20 protein-coding genes are annotated in these 21,273 nt (G+C 39.0%); 2 read left to right on the plus strand and 18 right to left on the minus strand.

Features of this window, described 5'->3' with window-relative positions; translation table 11 throughout:
* Positions 1 to 9: 9 nt before the first annotated feature.
* The 16 genes from OK414_RS23875 to gpr all read right to left on the minus strand — a co-directional run bounded on the left by OK414_RS23875 (position 10) and on the right by gpr (position 16,849).
* Positions 10 to 471 carry a hypothetical protein gene (locus OK414_RS23875; RefSeq protein WP_016765593.1) on the minus strand — a complete coding sequence of 154 codons (462 nt, stop codon included), beginning with the start codon at positions 469 to 471 and terminating at the stop codon, positions 10 to 12.
* Between the two features lie 31 nt (positions 472 to 502).
* On the minus strand, positions 503 to 1,486 hold the full coding sequence (floA, locus tag OK414_RS23880) for a flotillin-like protein FloA (protein ID WP_013059234.1): 984 nt from the start codon (positions 1,484 to 1,486) through the stop codon (positions 503 to 505).
* Positions 1,486 to 2,817, minus strand: a complete 1,332-nt coding sequence (locus OK414_RS23885; RefSeq protein WP_263045110.1) for an NfeD family protein — start codon at positions 2,815 to 2,817, stop codon at positions 1,486 to 1,488. Before OK414_RS23885 ends, floA begins: the two co-directional genes overlap by 1 nt.
* 178 nt (positions 2,818 to 2,995) lie before the next feature.
* Positions 2,996 to 3,439: a GatB/YqeY domain-containing protein gene (locus OK414_RS23890; RefSeq protein WP_013059236.1), complete on the minus strand. Its 444-nt coding sequence runs from the start codon at positions 3,437 to 3,439 to the stop codon at positions 2,996 to 2,998.
* Positions 3,440 to 3,454: 15 nt separating this feature from the next.
* Positions 3,455 to 3,628, minus strand: coding sequence for a 30S ribosomal protein S21 (rpsU, locus tag OK414_RS23895; RefSeq protein WP_013059237.1), 174 nt, complete (start codon positions 3,626 to 3,628; stop codon positions 3,455 to 3,457).
* A 226-nt stretch (positions 3,629 to 3,854) separates the two neighbouring features.
* The gene (mtaB, locus tag OK414_RS23900; RefSeq protein WP_034648865.1) at positions 3,855 to 5,213 is read right to left on the minus strand and encodes a tRNA (N(6)-L-threonylcarbamoyladenosine(37)-C(2))-methylthiotransferase MtaB; all 1,359 of its coding nucleotides are present in this window, start codon (positions 5,211 to 5,213) and stop codon (positions 3,855 to 3,857) included.
* A gap of 5 nt (positions 5,214 to 5,218) precedes the next feature.
* Entirely contained in the window at positions 5,219 to 5,971 is a 753-nt protein-coding gene (locus tag OK414_RS23905) for a 16S rRNA (uracil(1498)-N(3))-methyltransferase (protein ID WP_034648864.1), read from the minus strand.
* A 19-nt stretch (positions 5,972 to 5,990) separates the two neighbouring features.
* The gene (gene prmA / locus OK414_RS23910) at positions 5,991 to 6,932 is read right to left on the minus strand and encodes a 50S ribosomal protein L11 methyltransferase (RefSeq protein ID WP_263045111.1); all 942 of its coding nucleotides are present in this window, start codon (positions 6,930 to 6,932) and stop codon (positions 5,991 to 5,993) included.
* Between the two features lie 117 nt (positions 6,933 to 7,049).
* Positions 7,050 to 8,180, minus strand: a complete 1,131-nt coding sequence (gene dnaJ, locus OK414_RS23915) for a molecular chaperone DnaJ (RefSeq protein WP_013059241.1) — start codon at positions 8,178 to 8,180, stop codon at positions 7,050 to 7,052.
* A gap of 235 nt (positions 8,181 to 8,415) precedes the next feature.
* A complete protein-coding gene (gene dnaK / locus OK414_RS23920) occupies positions 8,416 to 10,233 on the minus strand; it encodes a molecular chaperone DnaK (RefSeq protein ID WP_013059242.1) in 1,818 nt (605 codons plus the stop codon).
* A gap of 30 nt (positions 10,234 to 10,263) precedes the next feature.
* A complete protein-coding gene (gene grpE, locus OK414_RS23925) occupies positions 10,264 to 10,824 on the minus strand; it encodes a nucleotide exchange factor GrpE (protein ID WP_016765598.1) in 561 nt (186 codons plus the stop codon).
* A 105-nt stretch (positions 10,825 to 10,929) separates the two neighbouring features.
* A complete protein-coding gene (gene hrcA / locus OK414_RS23930) occupies positions 10,930 to 11,958 on the minus strand; it encodes a heat-inducible transcriptional repressor HrcA (RefSeq protein ID WP_013059244.1) in 1,029 nt (342 codons plus the stop codon).
* Positions 11,959 to 12,049: 91 nt separating this feature from the next.
* On the minus strand, positions 12,050 to 13,189 hold the full coding sequence (hemW, locus tag OK414_RS23935; protein ID WP_016765599.1) for a radical SAM family heme chaperone HemW: 1,140 nt from the start codon (positions 13,187 to 13,189) through the stop codon (positions 12,050 to 12,052).
* 175 nt (positions 13,190 to 13,364) lie between these two features.
* Positions 13,365 to 15,188, minus strand: a complete 1,824-nt coding sequence (gene lepA, locus OK414_RS23940; RefSeq protein WP_013059246.1) for a translation elongation factor 4 — start codon at positions 15,186 to 15,188, stop codon at positions 13,365 to 13,367.
* A 128-nt stretch (positions 15,189 to 15,316) separates the two neighbouring features.
* Positions 15,317 to 15,652 carry a DUF3679 domain-containing protein gene (locus tag OK414_RS23945; protein ID WP_013085063.1) on the minus strand — a complete coding sequence of 112 codons (336 nt, stop codon included), beginning with the start codon at positions 15,650 to 15,652 and terminating at the stop codon, positions 15,317 to 15,319.
* 84 nt (positions 15,653 to 15,736) lie between these two features.
* Positions 15,737 to 16,849 (minus strand): GPR endopeptidase, encoded by a 1,113-nt coding sequence (gene gpr, locus OK414_RS23950; protein ID WP_034648856.1) that lies wholly within the window; start codon positions 16,847 to 16,849, stop codon positions 15,737 to 15,739.
* A 256-nt stretch (positions 16,850 to 17,105) separates the two neighbouring features.
* On the opposite strand from gpr, the gene rpsT reads away from it, so the two are divergent.
* On the plus strand, positions 17,106 to 17,372 hold the full coding sequence (gene rpsT, locus OK414_RS23955) for a 30S ribosomal protein S20 (protein ID WP_013059249.1): 267 nt from the start codon (positions 17,106 to 17,108) through the stop codon (positions 17,370 to 17,372).
* 34 nt (positions 17,373 to 17,406) lie between these two features.
* On the opposite strand, the gene holA is transcribed toward rpsT, so the two are convergent.
* Positions 17,407 to 18,423: a DNA polymerase III subunit delta gene (gene holA, locus OK414_RS23960; protein WP_013059250.1), complete on the minus strand. Its 1,017-nt coding sequence runs from the start codon at positions 18,421 to 18,423 to the stop codon at positions 17,407 to 17,409.
* A 326-nt stretch (positions 18,424 to 18,749) separates the two neighbouring features.
* Between holA and OK414_RS23965 the strand changes: the two genes are divergently transcribed.
* Positions 18,750 to 18,884, plus strand: a complete 135-nt coding sequence (locus tag OK414_RS23965; protein ID WP_013059251.1) for a YqzM family protein — start codon at positions 18,750 to 18,752, stop codon at positions 18,882 to 18,884.
* 57 nt (positions 18,885 to 18,941) lie between these two features.
* Here OK414_RS23965 and OK414_RS23970 read toward each other — a convergent pair whose 3' ends face one another.
* The gene (locus OK414_RS23970) at positions 18,942 to 21,233 is read right to left on the minus strand and encodes a DNA internalization-related competence protein ComEC/Rec2 (protein WP_034654976.1); all 2,292 of its coding nucleotides are present in this window, start codon (positions 21,231 to 21,233) and stop codon (positions 18,942 to 18,944) included.
* Positions 21,234 to 21,273 lie beyond the last annotated feature (40 nt).

The raw sequence follows: 21,273 nt of genomic DNA on the forward strand, positions 1-21,273 counted from the left end.
CACATCTATTTATCGTTTATATTTACGTTGTTTCGATTTTGGAGGCCCTAGAATTTCGGACCATACCACTCCTTGAACAGCTTCTTTACGAGAAATGGGCTTGAAAACGTTTTTCTCACCCGTGATTTTTGGTTTGTCAACTGTGATTTTCTTTTGAATAGACGGTTCATGATACGAACGATTTTTTAGCTCTTCCAATTTTTCTTGCAAAGGATTTGTTTCTGCTGAAAGAACAGTTTCCGGCTCCCTACGAGCTGTTTTTGGCTCTTCTTTGACAGGTCGATATCTAGGTCTTTCCCGCCTTGAAGGATTGTTTACAGGAGGCATAGGAGCTCTTTTAGAACGCTGCTGTTCTTCCTCTTTCGACTGAGCTATAAAACGCTGCACAACGTTAAAAATAATCCCTCCAACGATGACAAAAATGAAAGCATTATTAATAATTAGTTTAATAAGCGTTTCAACGATATTCATTAGGAGAAAACCTCCTTGTTAAGCTGATTCATTATTTCTCATCGTCTTCTTTAGACATTTTTCCAATTGAATCACGCATATCCGTATCAGCAGTCAAGTTTTGAATATTCATATAATCCATGACGCCAATATTGCCAGAGCGCAGTGCTTCTGCCATCGCTAACGGTACTTCTGCTTCTGCCTCTACTACTTTTGCACGCATTTCCTCTACTTTTGCACGCATTTCTTGTTCTTGAGCAACGGCCATAGCACGACGTTCTTCGGCTTTTGCTTGTGCAATATTTTTATCTGCTTCCGCTTGGTCTGTTTGAAGAACTGCCCCAATATTTTTCCCAATATCGATGTCAGCAATATCAATGGATAAGATTTCAAACGCTGTTCCTGAATCCAGTCCTTTTCCTAACACCGTTTGAGAAATCATATCGGGATTTTCCAATACTTTTTTGTGATCTTTTTGCGAACCGATTGTAGAAACAATCCCCTCGCCAACACGGGCAATAATCGTTTCTTCTCCGGCTCCCCCTACTAGTCGATCAATGTTTGCACGAACGGTAATTCGAGCTTTTGCTTTGACTTCGATTCCATCCATAGCCACCCCTGCAATAAAAGGTGTTTCAATAACTTTTGGATTAACGCTCATTTGTACAGCTTCTAGCACATCACGGCCCGCTAAGTCGATAGCTGCTCCGCGCTCAAATGTCAACTCAATATTTGCTCGGTGCGCTGCAATCAACGCATTTACCACACGGTCAACGTTACCGCCTGCTAAATAGTGGCTTTCTAATTGATTAATGGTAATACCTAAACCTGCTTTACTTGCTTTAATTAACGGGTTCACAACGCGAGATGGTATCACTCGACGAAGTCTCATTCCGACCAGTGTGAAAATACTAATACGAACGCCTGCTGCTAATGCTGAAATCCATAGCATAATCGGTACAAAAGTAAAAAAAACAGCTAAAGCAATAATTGCTAGACCAATAACTACAAAAAACAATACGCTACCTACTTCCATTAATTAAGGTCCTCCTTTTTCAAAGGCTCTGTAAGCTTCCGCACCACAACCCTTGATCCCTCTACTTTTATAATATTTACTAACACACCTTTGTCTAAATATCCGCCTTCAGTGACTACATCCACATACTCTTCATCGATGAGCACGGTACCTGAAGGACGAAGCGGTGTCGTTGTTTTACCTTGTTTTCCTATTAATTCATAACGATTTTGATTCGACACGTAGCCAGATTCAGTATTAAGTGAATCATTAAGCACCATTTTTTTGAAAGGTGTAAGCTTTCTTTTAAAAAATTTCATCATCACAAACGCACCTCCCAGTGCCACCACTATTGCAATTACAAGAGAAATTCCCATTTCGATATTATTATCTGTTGACATAAAAAAACTTAAAATGATAGCTCCAAGCCCTAGCAGTCCTAAAACTCCGCCTGGTACTACAATCTCTAACAAAAGCAGTATAATTCCTGCTATAAATAAAACGAGGGCTTCCATTCCTGCTAATCCTGCTACCATATGACCATAGAAAAATAAAAGAAGTGAAGCTATTCCAATAGAGCCCGCAATACCAAATGAAGGCGTGAACAATTCAATTACAATTCCTAAAGCACCAATGGATAATAAAATGGGAACAACAAGCGGATGGGTAAGAAAACGAGCAATTTGTTCACTTACACTCATTTTTGCATACGTCAGTTTAGCATCTTCATAGCCAAGTACGCTCAGAAGATCATCTAAATTTTTTACAGTTCCTTCTGAATAACCAACTTGCTCGGCTTGCTTCGGAGTGAGCGTCAGCAATTCGTTTCCTTTTAAGTTGAGCTCAGGTATTACCATCTTCGTGTTTGCCATCGCTTCTGCATATTTAGGGTTTCGGTTATTTTGTTCTGCTGCGCTCTTCATAGCCGATAACCAATAAGACTGAGCTTTTTTTCCTGCTGCATTTCCCTGTTGGTCAATCACAGCTGCCGATCCCATTGTAGAACCGGGTGTCATATAAATTTGATCGGCGTTAAGTGCAATATACGCTCCGGCTGATAATGCTTTTTTATCGACAAAAGCAGCGGTAGGAATAGGTGTTGAGGTTAAGCTTTTAGCTATTTCAGAAGCTGCATCTACAGCTCCTCCAGGAGTATCTATGTCCAATATAATCAAATCTGCACCGTCATTTTCCGCATCTTCAATGGATCTGTTTAAAAAAGAAAGCAATCCATTTTCTACCGTTTTATTGACAGGAATAACGTGTACGCGCTTCACGTCAGCGGTGCTAATAGTGGGGAATAACCCAGTGGCTAAAATAAGAAAGCACGCGAAAGAAAATAAGGTTTTCACCGAATACACTTCCCTCCTTCCATAGATAGTATGAGTATGTACCTGTATATACGTATAACTTTAACAATAGTTTCAAATTTTTTAAAATTTATCTATTTTCTTCTTTACACTCGAAAAACAAAACATAAGTTCGATTATTATCCATATAAAAAACACCTTACACAAGGTAAGGTGTTTTTTATGATAAGTGTTGAAGGACAAGCTTATTAACAAGAGAGCCATCCGCTTTGCCTTTTACTTTCGGCATAAGCGCTCCCATAACTTTCCCCATATCAGCTTTAGAGGAAGACTGCGTTTCTTCAATCGTCGTTTTAATAATTTCAGATAACTCTTCTTCGGTTAGCTGTTTAGGAGCGTAAACTTCTAAAACCGCTAATTCAGAATGAATTTTATCAACAAGATCTTGACGACCTGCTTTCTCAAATTCATGGAGGGAGTCTTTACGTTGTTTGAATTCGCGAGAAATAACCGTCAACTCGTCTGCTTCAGTTAGGTCAGTCCCTAACTTAATGGCTTCGTTTTGAAGAGATGCTTTGACCATACGAATGACCCCAAGCTTCTCTTTCTCTTTGTTTTTCATCGCTTGTTTCATATCACTATTTAAACGCTCGAGAAGACTCATAAATCCACCCTCTTATTAGAACTTGCGTTTTCTAGCAGCTTCAGATTTCTTCTTACGCTTTACGCTAGGCTTTTCATAGAATTCGCGCTTTCTTGCTTCTTGTAACGTACCAGTTTTTGAAACTGAACGTTTGAAGCGACGAAGAGCATCTTCAAGCGATTCGTTTTTACGAACAACTGTTCTTGACATTCTAATTCCCTCCCTCCGAACAAAACCACTAACATCATAATGAAATGACATGTTAGACATGTCTTTTGCAATTATAATATAATGATTCCTTAAGGTCAACCGCTTTACATAAAGTAATGCAGTTATTCCCCCTTTATTTTATGAACTTTCTTGATAAAACATTACTCACTCAGCTGTTTTATACGTATGAAAAAAGCTGCGTAAACACGCAGCTTTCCAATAAGTGTTATGAGCTCATTTTTACCTGATCTTGAAGATGAACCTCATCTAGCACGCGAACAAACTCACCTTCATTGTACGGATATCCAGCTTTTGTAATTTTAACTTTTACAAGCTTTCCAACCATTTCTTCAGACGCTTTAAACACAACCTTTAAGTAGTTATCGGTATATCCTACGTATAAACCACTTTCAGGGTCTTCTTTATATTTTTCTTCCGGAATTACTTCTAGTACTTCTCCTTCAAACGTTGAAGCATATTCTTTTGCCAATTGATTTGAAAGTTCGATTAAACGATGCACACGTTGATTTTTTACTTCTTCATCAATTTGGTCGGTCATACGAGCCGCTGGCGTACCTGTACGTTTAGAATACGGGAATACATGAAGCTCTGAAAAACCGTGCTCTTTAATAAAGTTATACGTCTCCATAAACTCTTCTTCTGTTTCACCTGGGAAGCCAACAATAACATCGGATGTAATCGCTAATCCAGGAAGAGCTTCTTTCAGACGGTTTAAGCGCTCACCAAAGAACTCCATTGTATACTTACGACGCATGCGCTTCAATACCGTATTTGAACCTGATTGAAGAGGAATATGCAAATGACGTACAACCATTTCTGATTGATCTAGTACCTCAATCACTTCGTCCGTAATTTGACTTGCTTCAATTGACGAAATACGAATGCGTTTTAATCCTTTTACTTGAGACTCTAAATCACGAAGAAGCTGGGCAAGATTGTAATCTTTCATGTCTTCTCCGTATCCGCCAGTGTGAATACCTGTTAACACGATTTCTTTATAGCCCGCATCCACTAGCTGCTGCGCTTGTGCTACTACTTCTTTAGGATCACGAGATCGCATTAAACCGCGCGCCCATGGAATAATACAGAATGTACAGAAGTTGTTACAGCCTTCTTGAATCTTTAATGAAGCACGCGTACGGTCTGTAAAAGCCGGTACATCTAGCTCTTCATATACGCGTGTTTTCATAATGTTTCCTACGCCGTTAATCGGCTGACGCTCTTTTTTAAATTGTTCAATATAATCAAGCATCTTAACGCGATCTTGTGTACCTACTACGATATCAACACCAGGAATGGCCATAATTTCAGCTGGCGAAGTTTGAGCATAACACCCAGTTACACAAATAACCGCATCTGGATTTTTCCGCACAGCTCTGCGAATAACTTGACGGCTTTTTTTATCTCCTGTATTTGTTACCGTACATGTATTAATTACATATACATCGGCAGCTTGTTCATATTCAACACGCTCATAGCCTTGGCCTTTGAACAATTGCCAAATTGCTTCTGTTTCATAGTGATTTACTTTACACCCTAGCGTGTGAAAAGCAACTGTTGACATAATCGTCACCTCATTAACTCAGTTTGATAAGATATAGCAGACAGCGCATATAAAGGAGCTGTTTCTGCTCGTAAAATTCGCGGACCAAATCCGCTTATTGTAAATTTATTTTCTTCTAATACTCCTACTTCCTGCTCGGTCAAACCACCCTCGGGGCCTACAACCACAAGCACGGAATGGCCGGGTTTTAAAGCCGAAAGAACAGCGTGCAGATGAGATGTTTCTCCTTGCTTTGCTCTTTCTTCATAGGCTACAACTTTATGAGTATAGTCACCGCTAATTTCTACTAGTTTTTTAAAAGAAATTGGGGCTTCTACTGCTGGTACAATCGTACGATGAGATTGTTCTGCAGCCTCTTTAGCAATCTTGTTCCAGCGATCTACTTTTTTTTGACTCTTTTTATCATCCCATTTAACAACTGAACGAGCCGCAATAAAAGGGATAAACTTATACGCCCCAAGTTCTGTCCCTTTTTGGATAATAAGCTCGAGCTTATCCCCTTTAGGCAGACCGTTCACAATTGTAACATGGACTGGAAGCTCTTTTTCTTCGCTTATCCATTCTATAATAGATGCTTTCACTTCGTTAGCGGAAATATTTTCAATTTCACACAAAGCAGCTTGCCCCTGTTCATTACAGGCAATAAACTGTGATCCTTCATTCATTCTCATGACGCGTGAGATATGATGGGCATCATCCTGTGTCACTATGACACTTTGCTCTTGAAATTGATCATTTGGCAGAAAATAACGTTGCATCTTGACACCTTCTCACTTGTTAAGCTTGTTTTTGCGCAATAATTGCTACCCAGTCTTCCATAAGCGTTACTTCTTGAATAACAAAGCCCGCTCCCGTTAACGCTTTTTTGACATCTTCTTTTTTCGCACTAATAATACCTGATGTAATGAACATGCCTCCTGGCTTTAATACCTTTGCAGCATCGTCTACAAAACGAACGATTACTTCAGCTAGAATATTCGCCACAACAATGTCAACCGGTCCTTCTATACCTTGCAATAAGTTGTTTTGACCTACTGTTACGACGTTCCCAACTTGATTTAGTTCAATATTTTCGCGAGCAGAACGTACCGCTACTTCATCAAGGTCTAGAGCTTGTACATTACTTGCTCCTAACAGAGCTGCGCCAATGCTTAGCACTCCTGAACCTGTACCCACGTCAATAACGGTATCTCCTGCTTTCACTGTTCTTTCCAATGCTTGAAGAGACATAACCGTTGTTGGATGCGTACCTGTCCCAAAAGCCATTCCGGGATCAAGCTCGATAATCAATTCATCTGTGCTTACTTTTTCATAGTTTTCCCAAGTTGGTACAATCGTAAAACGCTCTGAAATTTTCACGGGATGGTAATATTTTTTCCAAGCAGTGGCCCACTCTTCCTCGTTCACTTCACTGATCGTAACTTTGTTAGCTCCTAAATCAAAGTCGTAAACAAGCAGTCCATTAATTTCTTTTTTGATACCATCCACAGTTTCTGCTAAAAAACTGTTAACTGGAAGATATGCTTTAATCACTACACCTTCTTCTGGGTAGTCTTCTACGTTTAAATCGTAGATTTCACCAAAAGTTGTATGTCTGTCTTTCACTAAATCAGCAGGATCTTCAATGACTACCCCGCTAGCTCCTGATTCATGTAAAATATGAGAGATGGGTTCAATTGCTTCTTGCGCTGTATGAATACAAATTTCAGACCATTTCATTGCTACCAACTTCATCCTTTCTGCCTTCAGTAATATAGGATTTTAAATATGAACATGACAGATGACAGGTTGGCAAAGTACCTTTACCAACCTGTCTCTGTTTACTATGAAAGACAATTATTCTCCTTTAATTGCTCGTTTTACTTTTGCAAAAAAGGAATCATGCTGCTCATCAACGGCTTCTTGACCGCTCAGTTCAGCGAACTCACGCAATAATTGTTTTTGTTTTTCTGATATTTTTGTTGGAGTTACAACTCGAACGTGAATATGCTGATCTCCTTGACCATATCCTCGTACGTTTGCCACACCTTTTCCTTTTAAACGGAATTTCGTTCCCGTTTGTGTACCAGCAGGAATCTTCAACTTCACCTTGCCGTGTAGAGTTGGTACTTCTACTTCATCACCTAGCGCTGCCTGAGCAAACGTCAAAGGCATTTCGCAGTAGATATCGTCTCCATCACGTTCAAAGAATTCATGAGTGCGCACGTGGAACACTACGTATAAATCTCCCGGAGGACCACCATTTACCCCTGGTTCTCCTTGAGCACTTACGCGCAGCTGTTGACCATCATCTACACCAGCTGGAATTTTAACATTAATTTTACGTCGTTTTGTTACTTTACCGTCACCGTGGCACGTTGCACATTTGTCTTTAATGATTTTTCCCGTACCATTACAATGATGACACGCACGTCGATTTACCACGCGGCCAAACGGCGTGTTTTGTTCAACGTTTAACTGACCTGAACCATTACAGTGCGAACATGTATCGACTTTTGTTCCAGGTTTTGCACCTGAACCGTGACATGTTTCACACGTTTCTTCACGTGGAATTTCAATTGTTGTTTCTTTTCCGAAAACAGCTTCTTCAAAAGAAAGTGTCATCGTGTATTGTAAATCGGCACCTTGTCTCGGAGCATTAGGGTCACGTCTGCGACCACCACCACCAAAGATCGAGCTGAAAATATCTTCAAAGCCGAAGCCGCCAAAGTCTGAGCCGCCTCCACCAAAGCCGCCAAAGCCTTGATTTGGATCAGTATGACCAAATTGATCGTATTGTGCTTTTTTTTGGTCATCACTCAATACTTCATATGCTTCTTTTACTTCTTTAAATTTGTCAGCAGCATCTTCCGCTTTGTTAATATCTGGATGATATTGTTTGGAAAGCTTGCGGTATGCTTTTTTTATTTCATCTTTTGTAGCGCTCTTACTGATACCGAGTACTTCATAGTAATCTCGCTTACTCATCAATACTCACTCCCGAATCGTTTCACATAAACGTAATTGTATCATTATTAATAATTCCATAGCAACATAAAAGTTACTTTCTATTGCTCCCGTGCACGCAGAGAGCCAAGTGAAAAACTTTCCCTTTCGCTTTTCCACGTTAAAAAAGTCAAAGCCAAGAAATAAGCTTGACTTTGACTTTTTAAAAAGATGTGAATCGCACCATGGCGTCATTCACGTTAGTCGTCAAGATGCATTATTTTTTGTCGTCGTTTACTTCTTCAAACTCTGCATCTACAACATCATCATTTTGAGCGCCTTGTTCACCTGCTTGCTGAGCTTGTTGAGCTTGCTCATACAATTTTACAGTTAACGCTTGAACGATTTCTTGAAGTTCATCTTTTTTCGCTTTGATTTCTTCAAGGTCATTCTTTTCAATCGCTGCTTTTAAAGCATCTTTTGCTTCGTTAGCTTTTGTTACTTCAGCTTCTTCTACTTTTCCTTCAAGATCTTTTAATGTTTTTTCAGTTGTAAACACTAATTGATCTGCTTCATTGCGTAGTTCCACTTCTTCTTTACGTTGCTTATCAGCATCTGCGTTTTCTTCCGCTTCTTTTACCATACGGTCGATTTCATCATCTGATAAACCTGTTGAAGATTTAATTGTAATAGCTTGCTCCTTGTTTGTACCTAAATCTTTTGCACGAACGTTTACGATACCGTTTTTGTCAATATCGAATGATACTTCGATTTGAGGTACTCCGCGTGGTGCAGGTGGAATATCAGTTAACTGGAAACGACCTAGCGTTTTGTTGTCTGCAGACATTGGACGCTCACCTTGAAGAACATGAATATCTACAGCCGTTTGGCTATCTGCAGCCGTTGAGAATACTTGTGATTTACTTGTTGGAATCGTCGTATTACGCTCAATTAGCTTTGTAAATACGCCACCCATTGTTTCGATACCTAGTGATAAAGGGGTTACGTCTAGTAATACAACGTCTTTTACATCACCAGTTAATACGCCACCTTGAATTGCTGCACCAAGTGCAACTACTTCATCAGGATTTACACCTTTATGAGGATCTTGACCAGTTTCTTTTTTGATTGCATCTTGTACCGCTGGGATACGAGTTGAACCACCAACTAAGATTACTTTATCAAGTTCGCTTGCAGAAAGACCTGCATCTTTTAAAGCTTGACGCACAGGAGCCATTGTACGCTCTACAAGACCTGCTGATAACTCGTCAAATTTAGCACGTGATAAAGATACCTCTAAGTGAAGAGGACCAGCTTCTCCAGCAGTGATAAATGGTAAAGAAATTTGTGTAGATGTTACACCTGATAAATCTTTTTTCGCTTTTTCAGCCGCATCTTTTAAACGTTGAAGCGCCATTTTATCTTTGCTTAAATCAACGCCGTTTTCTTTTTTGAATTCAGCTACTAAATAGTCGATGATTACTTGGTCAAAGTCGTCACCACCAAGGCGGTTGTCACCTGCAGTTGCGCGAACTTCAAATACGCCGTCGCCAAGTTCTAGAATAGATACGTCAAACGTACCGCCACCAAGATCATAAACTAAAACTGTTTGATCTTCATCTGTTTTTTCTAATCCGTATGCAAGTGCTGCTGCAGTAGGCTCGTTAATAATACGCTCTACTTCTAAACCAGCAATTTTACCAGCATCTTTTGTTGCTTGACGCTCAGCATCATTAAAGTAAGCAGGAACTGTGATAACAGCTTTTGTTACAGGCTCACCTAAATACTCTTCAGCATAACCTTTTAAATGTTGAAGAATGATAGCTGACATTTCTTGAGGGGTGTATTGCTTGCCTTCAGCTTCCACCTTATGGTCTGTACCCATATGACGTTTAACTGAAATAATTGTGTTAGGGTTTGTAATAGCTTGACGTTTCGCTACTTCCCCAACTTGACGCTCACCGTTTTTGAATGCCACAACTGATGGCGTTGTACGGTTTCCTTCTGGATTTGGAATTACTTTTGGTTCGCCGCCTTCTAATACAGCGACACAAGAGTTAGTTGTACCTAAATCGATACCAATGATCTTACTCATTGACAATGACCTCCTTCATAATATGTAGTGTTATTGATTCACTTTAACCATCGCAGGGCGGATGATTTTATCTTTTAATTTGTAACCTTTTTGAAGCTCTTCTACTACCGTGTTCGGTTCGTATTCATCGTCTTCTACTTGCATCACTGCTTGATGCTCGTATGGATCGAATGTTTTCCCGACTGATTCAATTGCTTCAACACCTTCTTTTTGAAGTGCCTCTACTAATTGACGGTATACCATTTCTACACCTTGCAGCACAGATTTAGTTTGTTCGTCCGCTGTGTTAACTTGTAATGCACGTTCGAAGTTATCAAGTGCTGGTAAAATATCCGAAACTAATGATTGAGCACGGTATTTTTGAGCAGCTTCTGCATCGAGACGTGAACGACGACGGAAATTATCGAAATCAGCTTGTAGACGTAAGTAGCGATTCTCTTCTTCTTCAAGCTGTTGCTTTAATTGATCATTTTCTTGTTGAAGAGGGTTTACTTCCTCAGACACTTCAGCTTCAGTTGCTTCAGCAGCGTCTGTTTGAACTTCTTCAACCACTTCTTCGTTTTGTTCTTCTACTTGCTTTTCGTTTGACAATTCATTCACCTCCCTTAAATGTTTACACACATTTTCACATTTTAAACAACGTTTTTTATTTTATCACAGGGAAAGGATGGAAGTAATATATTCCACCCGATTCCTTTATTCTTTATACAAGTTTGTTAATACTTGAGACATATCTGATGACAGCAGTGTAAGCAAACTAATCACACGCGCATATTCCATGCGGGTCGGTCCCAGTATAGCAATTGTGCCAAGCTGTTCGTGACCAAAGGAATAACTAGCTGTAATTAAGCTGCACCCTACCATTTCATTCAATTTATTTTCATGACCAATTTTCACATGTATGCCAGCCTCATTTGGGCTTAACAGCTTATAAAACTGCTGTTCATGTTCAATAATGTTAAACAGCCCGCGAATTTTATTAAGATCATGAAATTCCGGCTGAGCAAACATATTCGTTTTGCCGCCAACTACTAATTTGCCATTCATGTTGAGCTTTAATGCATCATTGAGTATATCCATCGTCTGCTCATACCCTTGAATGTGGCTTTTTAAGAGCGTCGCTACTTCTTTGTACATTTTATCATGTAAATCAGTAATGCGAACGCCGATGAGCTTTTCGTTTAAAATGTTAACCATTTTTTCAATATCGGAAGGTTGAATACTGCTCGGCAGTGTAATCGTCCGACTTTCAACGTGTCCTGTATCGGTCACAATAATGGCAACAGCTGACTGAGCCGTTAAAGGTAAAATCTGCAGCTGTTTTAACTTATGGCTGACCGCTTTTGGTCCTAGCACAATAGACGTTAAACTCGTTAAATCAGATAAAATTTGCGCTGACTTTTGAACGAGCTGCTCCAGTTCTACAATGCGTTCAGCGAATACCGAACGCACCGTGGAAACGTCGCTTGCTTTCAAGTGCTGCGGGGACACTAGATGATCAACATAATAACGATAACCTTTCTCAGACGGAACGCGCCCTGAAGAAGTATGAGTTTTTTCAATAAATCCAAGTTCTTCTAGGTCTGACATCTCATTACGAATCGTAGCCGAACTAAAATTAAACTCTTCTTTCTTAGATAATGTTCGAGAGCCTACCGGCTGCGCAGATCGAATGAAATCATCAATAATGACTTGTAAAATTAATAACTGTCGATCAGTAAGCACGCTTCATCACCTCTGTTAGCACTCTAAAACTCTGAGTGCTAAATCTAATAATAAATTACCAAATCACTATAGCGATGTCAACGATTTGATATTAGATTATCCCAATAAAGGCTTGAAAAACTTCATTCCCCAAAAATCGACCATTGTGTGTTAAAAAGACTGAGCTATTGTCTTCACCCAGAAGTCCTTTCTCTTTGTATTCTTGAATAGGTTCTCCAAATACATCTTTTAATTCTCGATTGAATTTTTTCTTAAACTCCTCTTTTGAGACTCCTTTCGTTTTACGAAGGCCCAAAAACATTTCTTCTTCCATTTTTTCAGCCTCGGTCACGCTCACTTCATTGAGATATGCATTTCCGTTTTGCTCGACCGAATCAATGTACTTTTTTAATGGTCCAATATTTGCTCGTCTTATTCCGTCTATATAGCTATGTGCGCCTGCGCCAATTCCGTAATAATCGTCGTTGTTCCAATATGTTAAATTATGAATACTCTCGTAGCCTGGCTTTGCGAAATTACTGATTTCGTATTGATGAAAACCTTGTTTGTCCATTTCTTTCATAAGCAGCTCATACATCGCTGCTTCTTCTTCTTGAGCAGGCAGCGGCAGCTTCCCCTTGTTCATTAGATTATAAAATACCGTTTTAGGTTCAATAATCAACGAATAGGCAGACATATGCTCTACCTCTAATGAAAAAGCCGTTTGAAGCGTCGAAGAGAAATCAGCTACCGTTTGTTCTGGCAGGCTATAAATTAAGTCTAAGCTTATATTCGACATTCCAATCTTTCTCGCTTGCTCAACACATTCAAATACCTGTCTGTTTGAATGCACACGTCCAATTTTCTCCAATAATCTTTCATTAAACGTTTGTACACCAATGCTTAAACGATTCACGCCATAATCATGGAGAAGCTGAAGCTTTTCTTTTGTCAATTCATTCGGATTGGCTTCAAATGTAAACTCACCTTTTTCGTCATAAGGGAGGTACATACGAATCGATTCTAAAAAATACTCCAGCTGCTGTTCATCTAAGGCTGTGGGCGTTCCACCCCCAACGAATATCGTGTTTAAATTGGTTGTTGGATAGCGTTCGACTGTCTGTTTCATTTCTTCTCGCATGCTTTCCAAATACGGCATAACGGGCTGATTTTTGAAAAACACTTTATTAAAGTCACAATAGTGACAAATATGATGACAAAACGGGATATGCAGATATGCTGCCTTCACCATGGACTTCCACCTCAATCACATTTATAAATGATAAAAATACCGCAGAGTCTCTCTGCGGTATTTTTATCTATGTTCGTTCACACTTATTTACAGCGCTCAAAACTCTTTACTATCGTATCAGATTAGCTTGATTTTCAAAACTAATTTGACATGTTAAATAATAGAATTTCAGCTATTAATCTTCGTCCATGCGAAGCACAGCCATGAATGCTTCCTGCGGTACTTCAACAGAACCAACCTGCTTCATACGTTTTTTACCTTCTTTTTGTTTTTCAAGAAGTTTACGTTTACGAGAGATATCTCCTCCGTAACATTTTGCTAAAACGTTTTTACGAATGGCTTTAATTGTTGAACGCGCGACGATTTTTTGACCGATTGCCGCTTGAATCGGCACTTCGAACTGTTGACGTGGAATAAGCTCTTTAAGCTTTTCTACAATGACTTTACCACGATCGTACGCCGAATCTCTGTGTACGATAAAGGACAGTGCATCGACCGTTTCGCCGTTTAAGAGAATATCCATCTTCACAAGCTTCGAAGGCTGATATCCAATAAGCTCGTAATCAAACGAAGCATAGCCTTTTGTATTTGATTTTAATTGATCAAAGAAATCATATACAATTTCAGCTAGTGGAATTTCATATACAATACTCACACGATTAGCATCCAAGTACTGCATATCAATAAAGTTGCCTCGCTTCTTCTGACAAAGCTCCATCACAGCACCTACATAATCGTTTGGTACCATCATCGTTGCCTTTACATACGGTTCTTCCACACGTTCAATCTTTTGTGGGTCCGGCATATTAGACGGATTATCTACAGACAGATGAGTCTCGTCTGTTAAATACACGTCATAAATAACGCTTGGAGCTGTTGTAATTAAATCAATTTTAAATTCGCGTTCAATACGTTCTTGGATAATTTCCATGTGAAGCAACCCTAAGAATCCACATCGGAAACCAAACCCTAAGGCCTGAGACGTCTCTGGTTCAAACTGAAGTGCAGAGTCATTTAGCTCTAACTTTTCTAGTGCTTCACGGAGATCGTTATACTTTGCTGTATCAATTGGATACAGTCCGCAGTATACCATTGGATTCAGACGACGATAACCAGGAAGAGGTTCACTTGCTCCATTTTTAGCAAGTGTAATCGTGTCCCCTACTCGCGTATCTCCAACGTTTTTAATAGCTGCTGTTAAAAACCCTACGTCGCCAACAGAAAGTTCATCTTTAGCAACGGCTTTTGGCGTTAACACACCTAGCTCCGTTACCTCAAACTCTTTTCCTGTTGCCATCATTTTAATTTTGTCGCCTACTTTTACTCGTCCCTGTACGATACGAATAGATGCAACTACACCTCGGTATGCATCATAAAATGAATCAAAGATTAGTGCTTGAAGCGGTGCATCTGGATCCCCTTCAGGAGCAGGAACTTTTTCAACAATTTGTTCTAAAATTTCTTCGATTCCAATTCCTGCTTTAGCTGAAGCTAATACAGCTTCCGACGCATCTAATCCAATTACGTCTTCAACTTCTTGACGCACTCGCTCTGGCTCTGCACTCGGCAGGTCAATCTTATTAATGACAGGTAAAATTTCAAGGTTGTTATCAAGCGCTAAATATACGTTTGCTAGTGTTTGAGCTTCAATACCTTGAGCTGCATCTACTACTAGAATTGCACCTTCACACGCGGCTAAACTTCGCGACACTTCATATGTAAAATCGACGTGTCCCGGTGTATCAATTAGATGAAAAGTATACTCTTCTCCATCTTTTGCTTTGTATTGAAGCTGCACAGCATTTAATTTAATGGTAATTCCACGTTCACGTTCCAAATCCATCGAATCTAAAAGCTGAGCTTTCATTTCTCGCTGTGTTAACGCATTTGTTTTTTCTAAAATACGGTCTGCTAATGTTGACTTACCGTGGTCTATATGAGCAATAATCGAAAAGTTTCTGATTTTCGATTGTCGTTTCAATCTTGCTTCTCTATCCATATTTTTTTCACTCCTACTGAAAATCGGCAAAATACACTAAACTAAATTATAACAACACATTCGTCAACATTCAATAAGCATTCCATTGGGGATTTTTCCATACAAAAAAGCAGAAAGAGATTCTGCTTTTAATTAAGAAGATGATGGATAGCCTTAAAAGCTTTTCCTATTGTACTTTTTACGCCTTCCGCTAAACTTTGACCTAGCGAGGAGAAAAAGTTAAAAGCCTTTCGTTTTTCTAGAAACTGCTGTTTTTCATCAATATTCACGACTTTTTTTGAACCTAAAACAGCAGCTTCCACCTGACCATCTGACGTTTTAGAAACATTAATAACATGTTCAATCGAAGGGTCATTATATCCCTTCATTTTAATCAACCCTTGCTGAGCCGTCTGCATCCCTAAAAATACAATGCACAGTAAAAAAATGGTTAGCACTACTGATTTTAAAGTAAATTTAATCATATTATTAGGCCCCTTACTTCTTTATCTTCTGTAGTACTAACCATTATGACTATATTGTGAAGAACTCATTCATCTAAAAGCGTATTAATGAGTATATGCCCCAAAGTTCTCTTGATCCACTTCATGATGCAAAGCAGCGTTAAGTCCGCCTGCAACTACATTAGCCATATCTTCAATAAACATATCCACTTCTTTTGGCGTAACCATCAAATTATGGCCTAAAGGTGCAAGCACTTCATGAATAAGACGTCTTTTTTCTTCATCGTGAAGGGTGCCAATCATACCGAGATACGTTTGACGCTGCTCTTCATTAGGTAAATCATCCTCCGTGAGCTTCTTTTTTTCTCCAAACGTCATACCAGACGGAAGCAGCGACTTAGACGGCTTTCCCTGCTCTTTCATTTCTCGGCCAAAATGTTTTAAGATAAAGTCAATTGTATCGCTTGTAATGGAAACAGCATCCACCACCGTTGGAATACCTATTGCAATAACTGGAATGCCAAGTGTTTCATAACTGATTTCTTTGCGTTTGTTTCCAACCCCAGACCCCGGATGAATACCTGAATCTGAAATTTGAATGGTAGCATTTACCCGTTCAATCGAACGAGCGGCCAGCGCGTCGATTGCAATGATAAAATCTGGATTCACTTTCTTTACAACGCCAAAGATAATATCACTTGTCTCAATACCCGTCATTCCCATTACTCCCGGAACAATGGCGCTAACGGGTCTAAAGCCATCTTGCACGCTTTCAGGCTGTAGCTCAAACAAATGTCTTGTAATCAACAAATTATCTACTGCCTTTGGTCCAAGCGCATCTGGTGTAACACTTAAGTTTCCAAGACCCACTACAAGACAGCTAGCATCATCTGGAATGTTGAGGCTTTTAATAAAAAAATTCAGCTCTTTAGCAAATACTTCTTCCATGGCCTCTTGCTTTTCAGTATCCTGTTCGCGAATGCCTACCGATTCAAGGGTTACATATCGGCCTTTTTTCTTACCGATTGCTTCTGCGCCTTCTTCCGTAATTTCTACCATTGAAATTTTGACACCTTGTTCTTCTTTTTCTTTTACAATTACGCCTTTGATTTCTGACTGATTATTCGGTTTAGGCTGATTTTCTAACGCTATGTCTTTTGCTTCGACGGCTAAATCCGTGCGCACGCTATATTGACTTAAATTAAGTTCTTTTTCCATTTCTTAACCTCCTAGACAATCTTTGTTGAAATTATTGTCACCGAGGACTGGCAGATTCATGCATTTAAGAAATGAAAAGTGGAAGGAAGGGCGCAATATCAGCTACAAGCTTTTAAAGAGAGCTCTGTCATATAAAATTCCTTTTCAAGGCTATTGCATTCTGTCCTTGTGTTTGATAAAATATCTTTTGTTCTTATTGTGAAGAATGTCGAGTTCTATATAATCTCGATTGTTATCATTTCGGGAGGTGAAACGGATGCCAAACATTAAATCAGCTATCAAACGTGTAAAAACTACTGAAGCTCGCCGTGCTCATAACATTCAAGCTAAATCAGCTATGCGTACTGCAATCAAAAACTTTGAAGCTTTAGTTGAAAACAACGATGTAGATAACGCAAAAGCAGCATTTGCTGTTGCTTCTAAAAAATTAGACAAAGCTGCACAATCTGGTATTATCCACAAAAATGCTGCAGCTCGTCAAAAATCTCGCTTAGCAGTAAAACTTAACGGTTTATCTGCATAATTGAGACAAAAACGATCCCATTAGGATCGTTTTTTTATTGCGCTCTTTTTAATAAAAACAGCTGTAAAATAAGCGCTTTATCCATTTTCCCCGTCTTCATTTCATAATCTGCCTCTGCTAAATCCTTTAAAATTTCTTTAAGCTGCTGTTCCTCAAAACTTCTGCTCTGCTGCAAAGCAATTTTCACACGAAACGGATGAACCTTAATCGTTTGAGCAATTTGCTGCTGACCGTACCCTTGACTAGACAGCTGCTTCGTATGATAAATCAAACGAAACTGCGTCGCTAACAAAGATAAAATTTTAATAGGCTCTTCGTTATTACGCAGTAAATCCTGATACATATTTAAAGCAGTAGAAACCTTTCGCTGAATAACAGCGTCAATAAGCGTAAATACATTTTGTTCAAGCGTTTTTGCCACAAGCTTAAGCACAACTTCTTTTGTAATGACTCCGTCTTGTCCAACGTATAATACCATTTTTTCAATTTCATTTGTTACAAGCGTTACATTAAGACCCACAAGCTGAATAAGCAGCGTCACAGCATCTTCATCCATATTCACTCCATCTTTTGAAAGTAAATTATGAATCCACTGCTTCATTTCTTTTTCACCAAATTCGTTCGCTTCAATGTAAGCTGCTTGTTTTTTTAATAATTTTGTTATTTTTTTTCTTTCATCCAGCTTTTCATAAGGGGCTAGTAGAATTAACGTTGAAAAAGACGGGGGCTGCTCCACATATTGCTGCAGTTTTGCTAGATCATGCTCGACTTTATCTTTCGATTTTTCAGCCGTTAAAAATGCTGCATTTTTCGCAACCACTACACGCTTGTCTCCTAAAAAAGGAAGCGTTTCAGCATCTTCTAGAACTTGATCAATCGATGTTTCTTCTAAATCGTATAGTGACAAGTTAAATTCTTTATCTTCTTCATTTAACGTATAGTCGACGATTTTATCTCTAATCTTTTTACTCATAAATGCATTGACCCCGTGTATTAAATAAACGGGGGCTATATTATTTTTGGTAATACTTTTTAAGCTATCAACTGCCAACGTATATACGCTCCTCTTTTTTATTCATCTATATTGATTATGTATAGTTACTGATAAACAAAATACAATTTCTATCGTAAAGGTGTTATGAGTTTTTGGCAACAATACAAAAGGAATTGCCTTAAAACGACAATTCCTCAGTTTATGATAAACATTAACAATATAAGCCCTAGGTTACTTATTTGTTAATGATTAAACCCTTATCTCTATTTTCTCCTCATGCTCGTAAAGTATAGTTGTTAACTGTTGTCAGTTTGTGAAAACGCTTTTAAATTGTCTAGATTTTTAAAAAAAGTTAGATTATACTGTAAACAGGAGGGGTGTTAATGAACCAATTTGAAGAAAGTGTCCAAAGTAAACGCAACGACGCTGTCGATTCCGCCGTAGGATTTGGTGTTTCATTTGGCTTTTTCACTGCCTTATTTGTTATTGCAACTGTGATTCACTACTTGGGTTCGTAAAATTGCTTCAAGGCTGCTTCTTAGCAGTCTTTTTTAGTTCGTTTTTCTTACTATAGACTATGGAAGTTGCTGCGAAAACGTTCCTGACTTTTTTGTAAATTCATACATTACCCCACCATCTTCATCCGTTCGATAAATATACACTCCGTAGCTTTTCAGAAGCTCTAATATTTCTTGATGAGGATGACCATAACGATTTTTTTGCCCCGCTGAAACAAGCGCTACTTTAGGATTTAAATGTTGAACAAACTCTTCTGAAGTTGAAGTTTTACTGCCATGATGCCCAACTTTTAATACATCTGCTTTAAGGTTTGGAAAGTCTTTCAATATTCTTTGTTCTCCTTCCTTTTCTAAATCTCCGGTGAATAGCCATCTTAAATTTCCTAACTTAGCGTCTATTACAATTGAGCCATTGTTGCTCGTTTCTTCGAAACCTGTCGGAGAAATAATCTGAAATAACACACCTCCTTCTTGCCAGCTATCTCCTTGTTGAACAATTTGAACAGGCACGCTTTGTTTTTGAGCAGCGATCACCAAGCCATTCTCTACATCATTTAATTCAGCTTTTTTCCCAAGCACCAGCTCTCCGACAGCCACTTGTGAAAATAAATGCTGTGCCGCCCCTGCGTGATCATAATCGCCGTGTGTAATAATCATTTTATCTACCCTTGTTATTCCTTTTGAATGCAAAAAGGGAACAAGTACATCTTCTCCCACGTCAAAAGAAGAACGACGTTTTTGCCATGGTTCTTTTGGAAATGAAACGGTTCCTCCGGTATCGATCATATACACACCTTTTCGATAAGGAAGCTCAATGATAAAGCAGTCTCCTTGTCCTACATCGACCATTGTGACCGTTCCTTTTGGATTCAAATAAGGATACATACATTGTGCGGCTAACAATGCCACGAGAAGAAACATATAGCGAACGAAAAATTCTCCTTCTTCGAGCGCCACAAATAAAGCATAAATGCATAAGTACATGCCCAAAAACAGCACAATGTGGGGTTTTCCCGTTACAAAACCAGCGGGAATCCACTCAAAAGAGCCAAGCAATTTTTCACAAAAAAGTAAAAGAACATGAAGAATCTGCTCCAGCAGTTCACTCACTCCCGGCAAGAGGATACGAACAAAAAGAATGAGCAAACAAAGAGGTAATATAACAAGAGAAAACAGCGGTACAAAAACCATATTTAATGGCAAACTGAGGAGAGATACTCCATAAAAATAGTACAACAATAAAGGAAGTGAACTGACTTGTGCAATCGCTGAAACAACCATGAGCTGGCTGAAAGAAGAATGAAAACGAGGTAAAATCGTCTGACTCGATAAAATCAATGCAAAACTAACGGCAAAAGAAAGCTGAAACCCTACATCAAATAAATAGTACGGCTTAAAAAGCAGCATGGCTATAAAAGCAAGGCTGATGCTATCAACCAAAAGAATTTTTCTTTGTATTTTTATCGATATAAGCATCAGCATACTCATAAAAACAGCTCGGACAACTGAAGCGCTGCCACCGGCCAAAACCATGTATACAGGAAGAAGCAAAAGTAAAAGCGTAATGGCTCGCTCGCGCGTTATTCCAATCCGAATGAGCAAATAAAAACACATTGCTGTCAGCAGTCCAACATGAAGACCTGATATGGCAAGCAAGTGTATTAAACCAAATTGCTGATAGCGCTTGATACTCTCTTCTGCGATGCCGGTGCGCTCGCCGTAAATTAGTGCCTGCATAAACCCAGCGCCTGGATCCGACATATTTTGTTGAATATAATTAATTCCTTTTTGACGAATAAAGGTAAGGTACGTAAGTGGAGTTAGAGTGGGGAGCTGGCATTTTACCAAATCAAGTCTCTTGACGTTAAGCTGCCAATGAATAGACTGATGGTACAAATATTGCTGATAATCAAATGCATGAAGGTTGCGAGCAGGTGAAGGAGAAGTTAATTGCCCCGCTAGTTGACAAACTTGATGAATCGTTAGCTTTTCGAGCTGCTGTTTCTCTTCCAACGTTTTTAGTTTATAAAAAGCCATGACCTCTTCATTTTGAACCGTAAACTTAAAAGTAAGTTTGTCGCCGTCACTATGCGGCACAGAGGAAATTTCACCTGTAAAAGAAGAAGATTCAGTTAAAAGAACCGTTTTGTTATGCTTATTTGTCTCAGCTAATAGGTAGACGCACAAAACACTCAACAGTGCAGAAGTAATAACCACTTTCCTCGGACATTGTAGCCATTGAAAAATGAAAAGTACGATTAGCAAAAACAGGCTTACAGCGGAATGATTATCATATACATATAAAGCTAGCATCATGCTAAAAGCACAGTAAATATAATATCCTTTCACTTTTAGCTCCTTTCTTCTTAAAAGAAAGAGGCTTCTTACT

The sequence above is a fragment of the Priestia sp. JV24 genome, from assembly GCF_025910025.1.
Classification (GTDB): Bacteria; Bacillota; Bacilli; order Bacillales; family Bacillaceae_H; genus Priestia; species Priestia megaterium.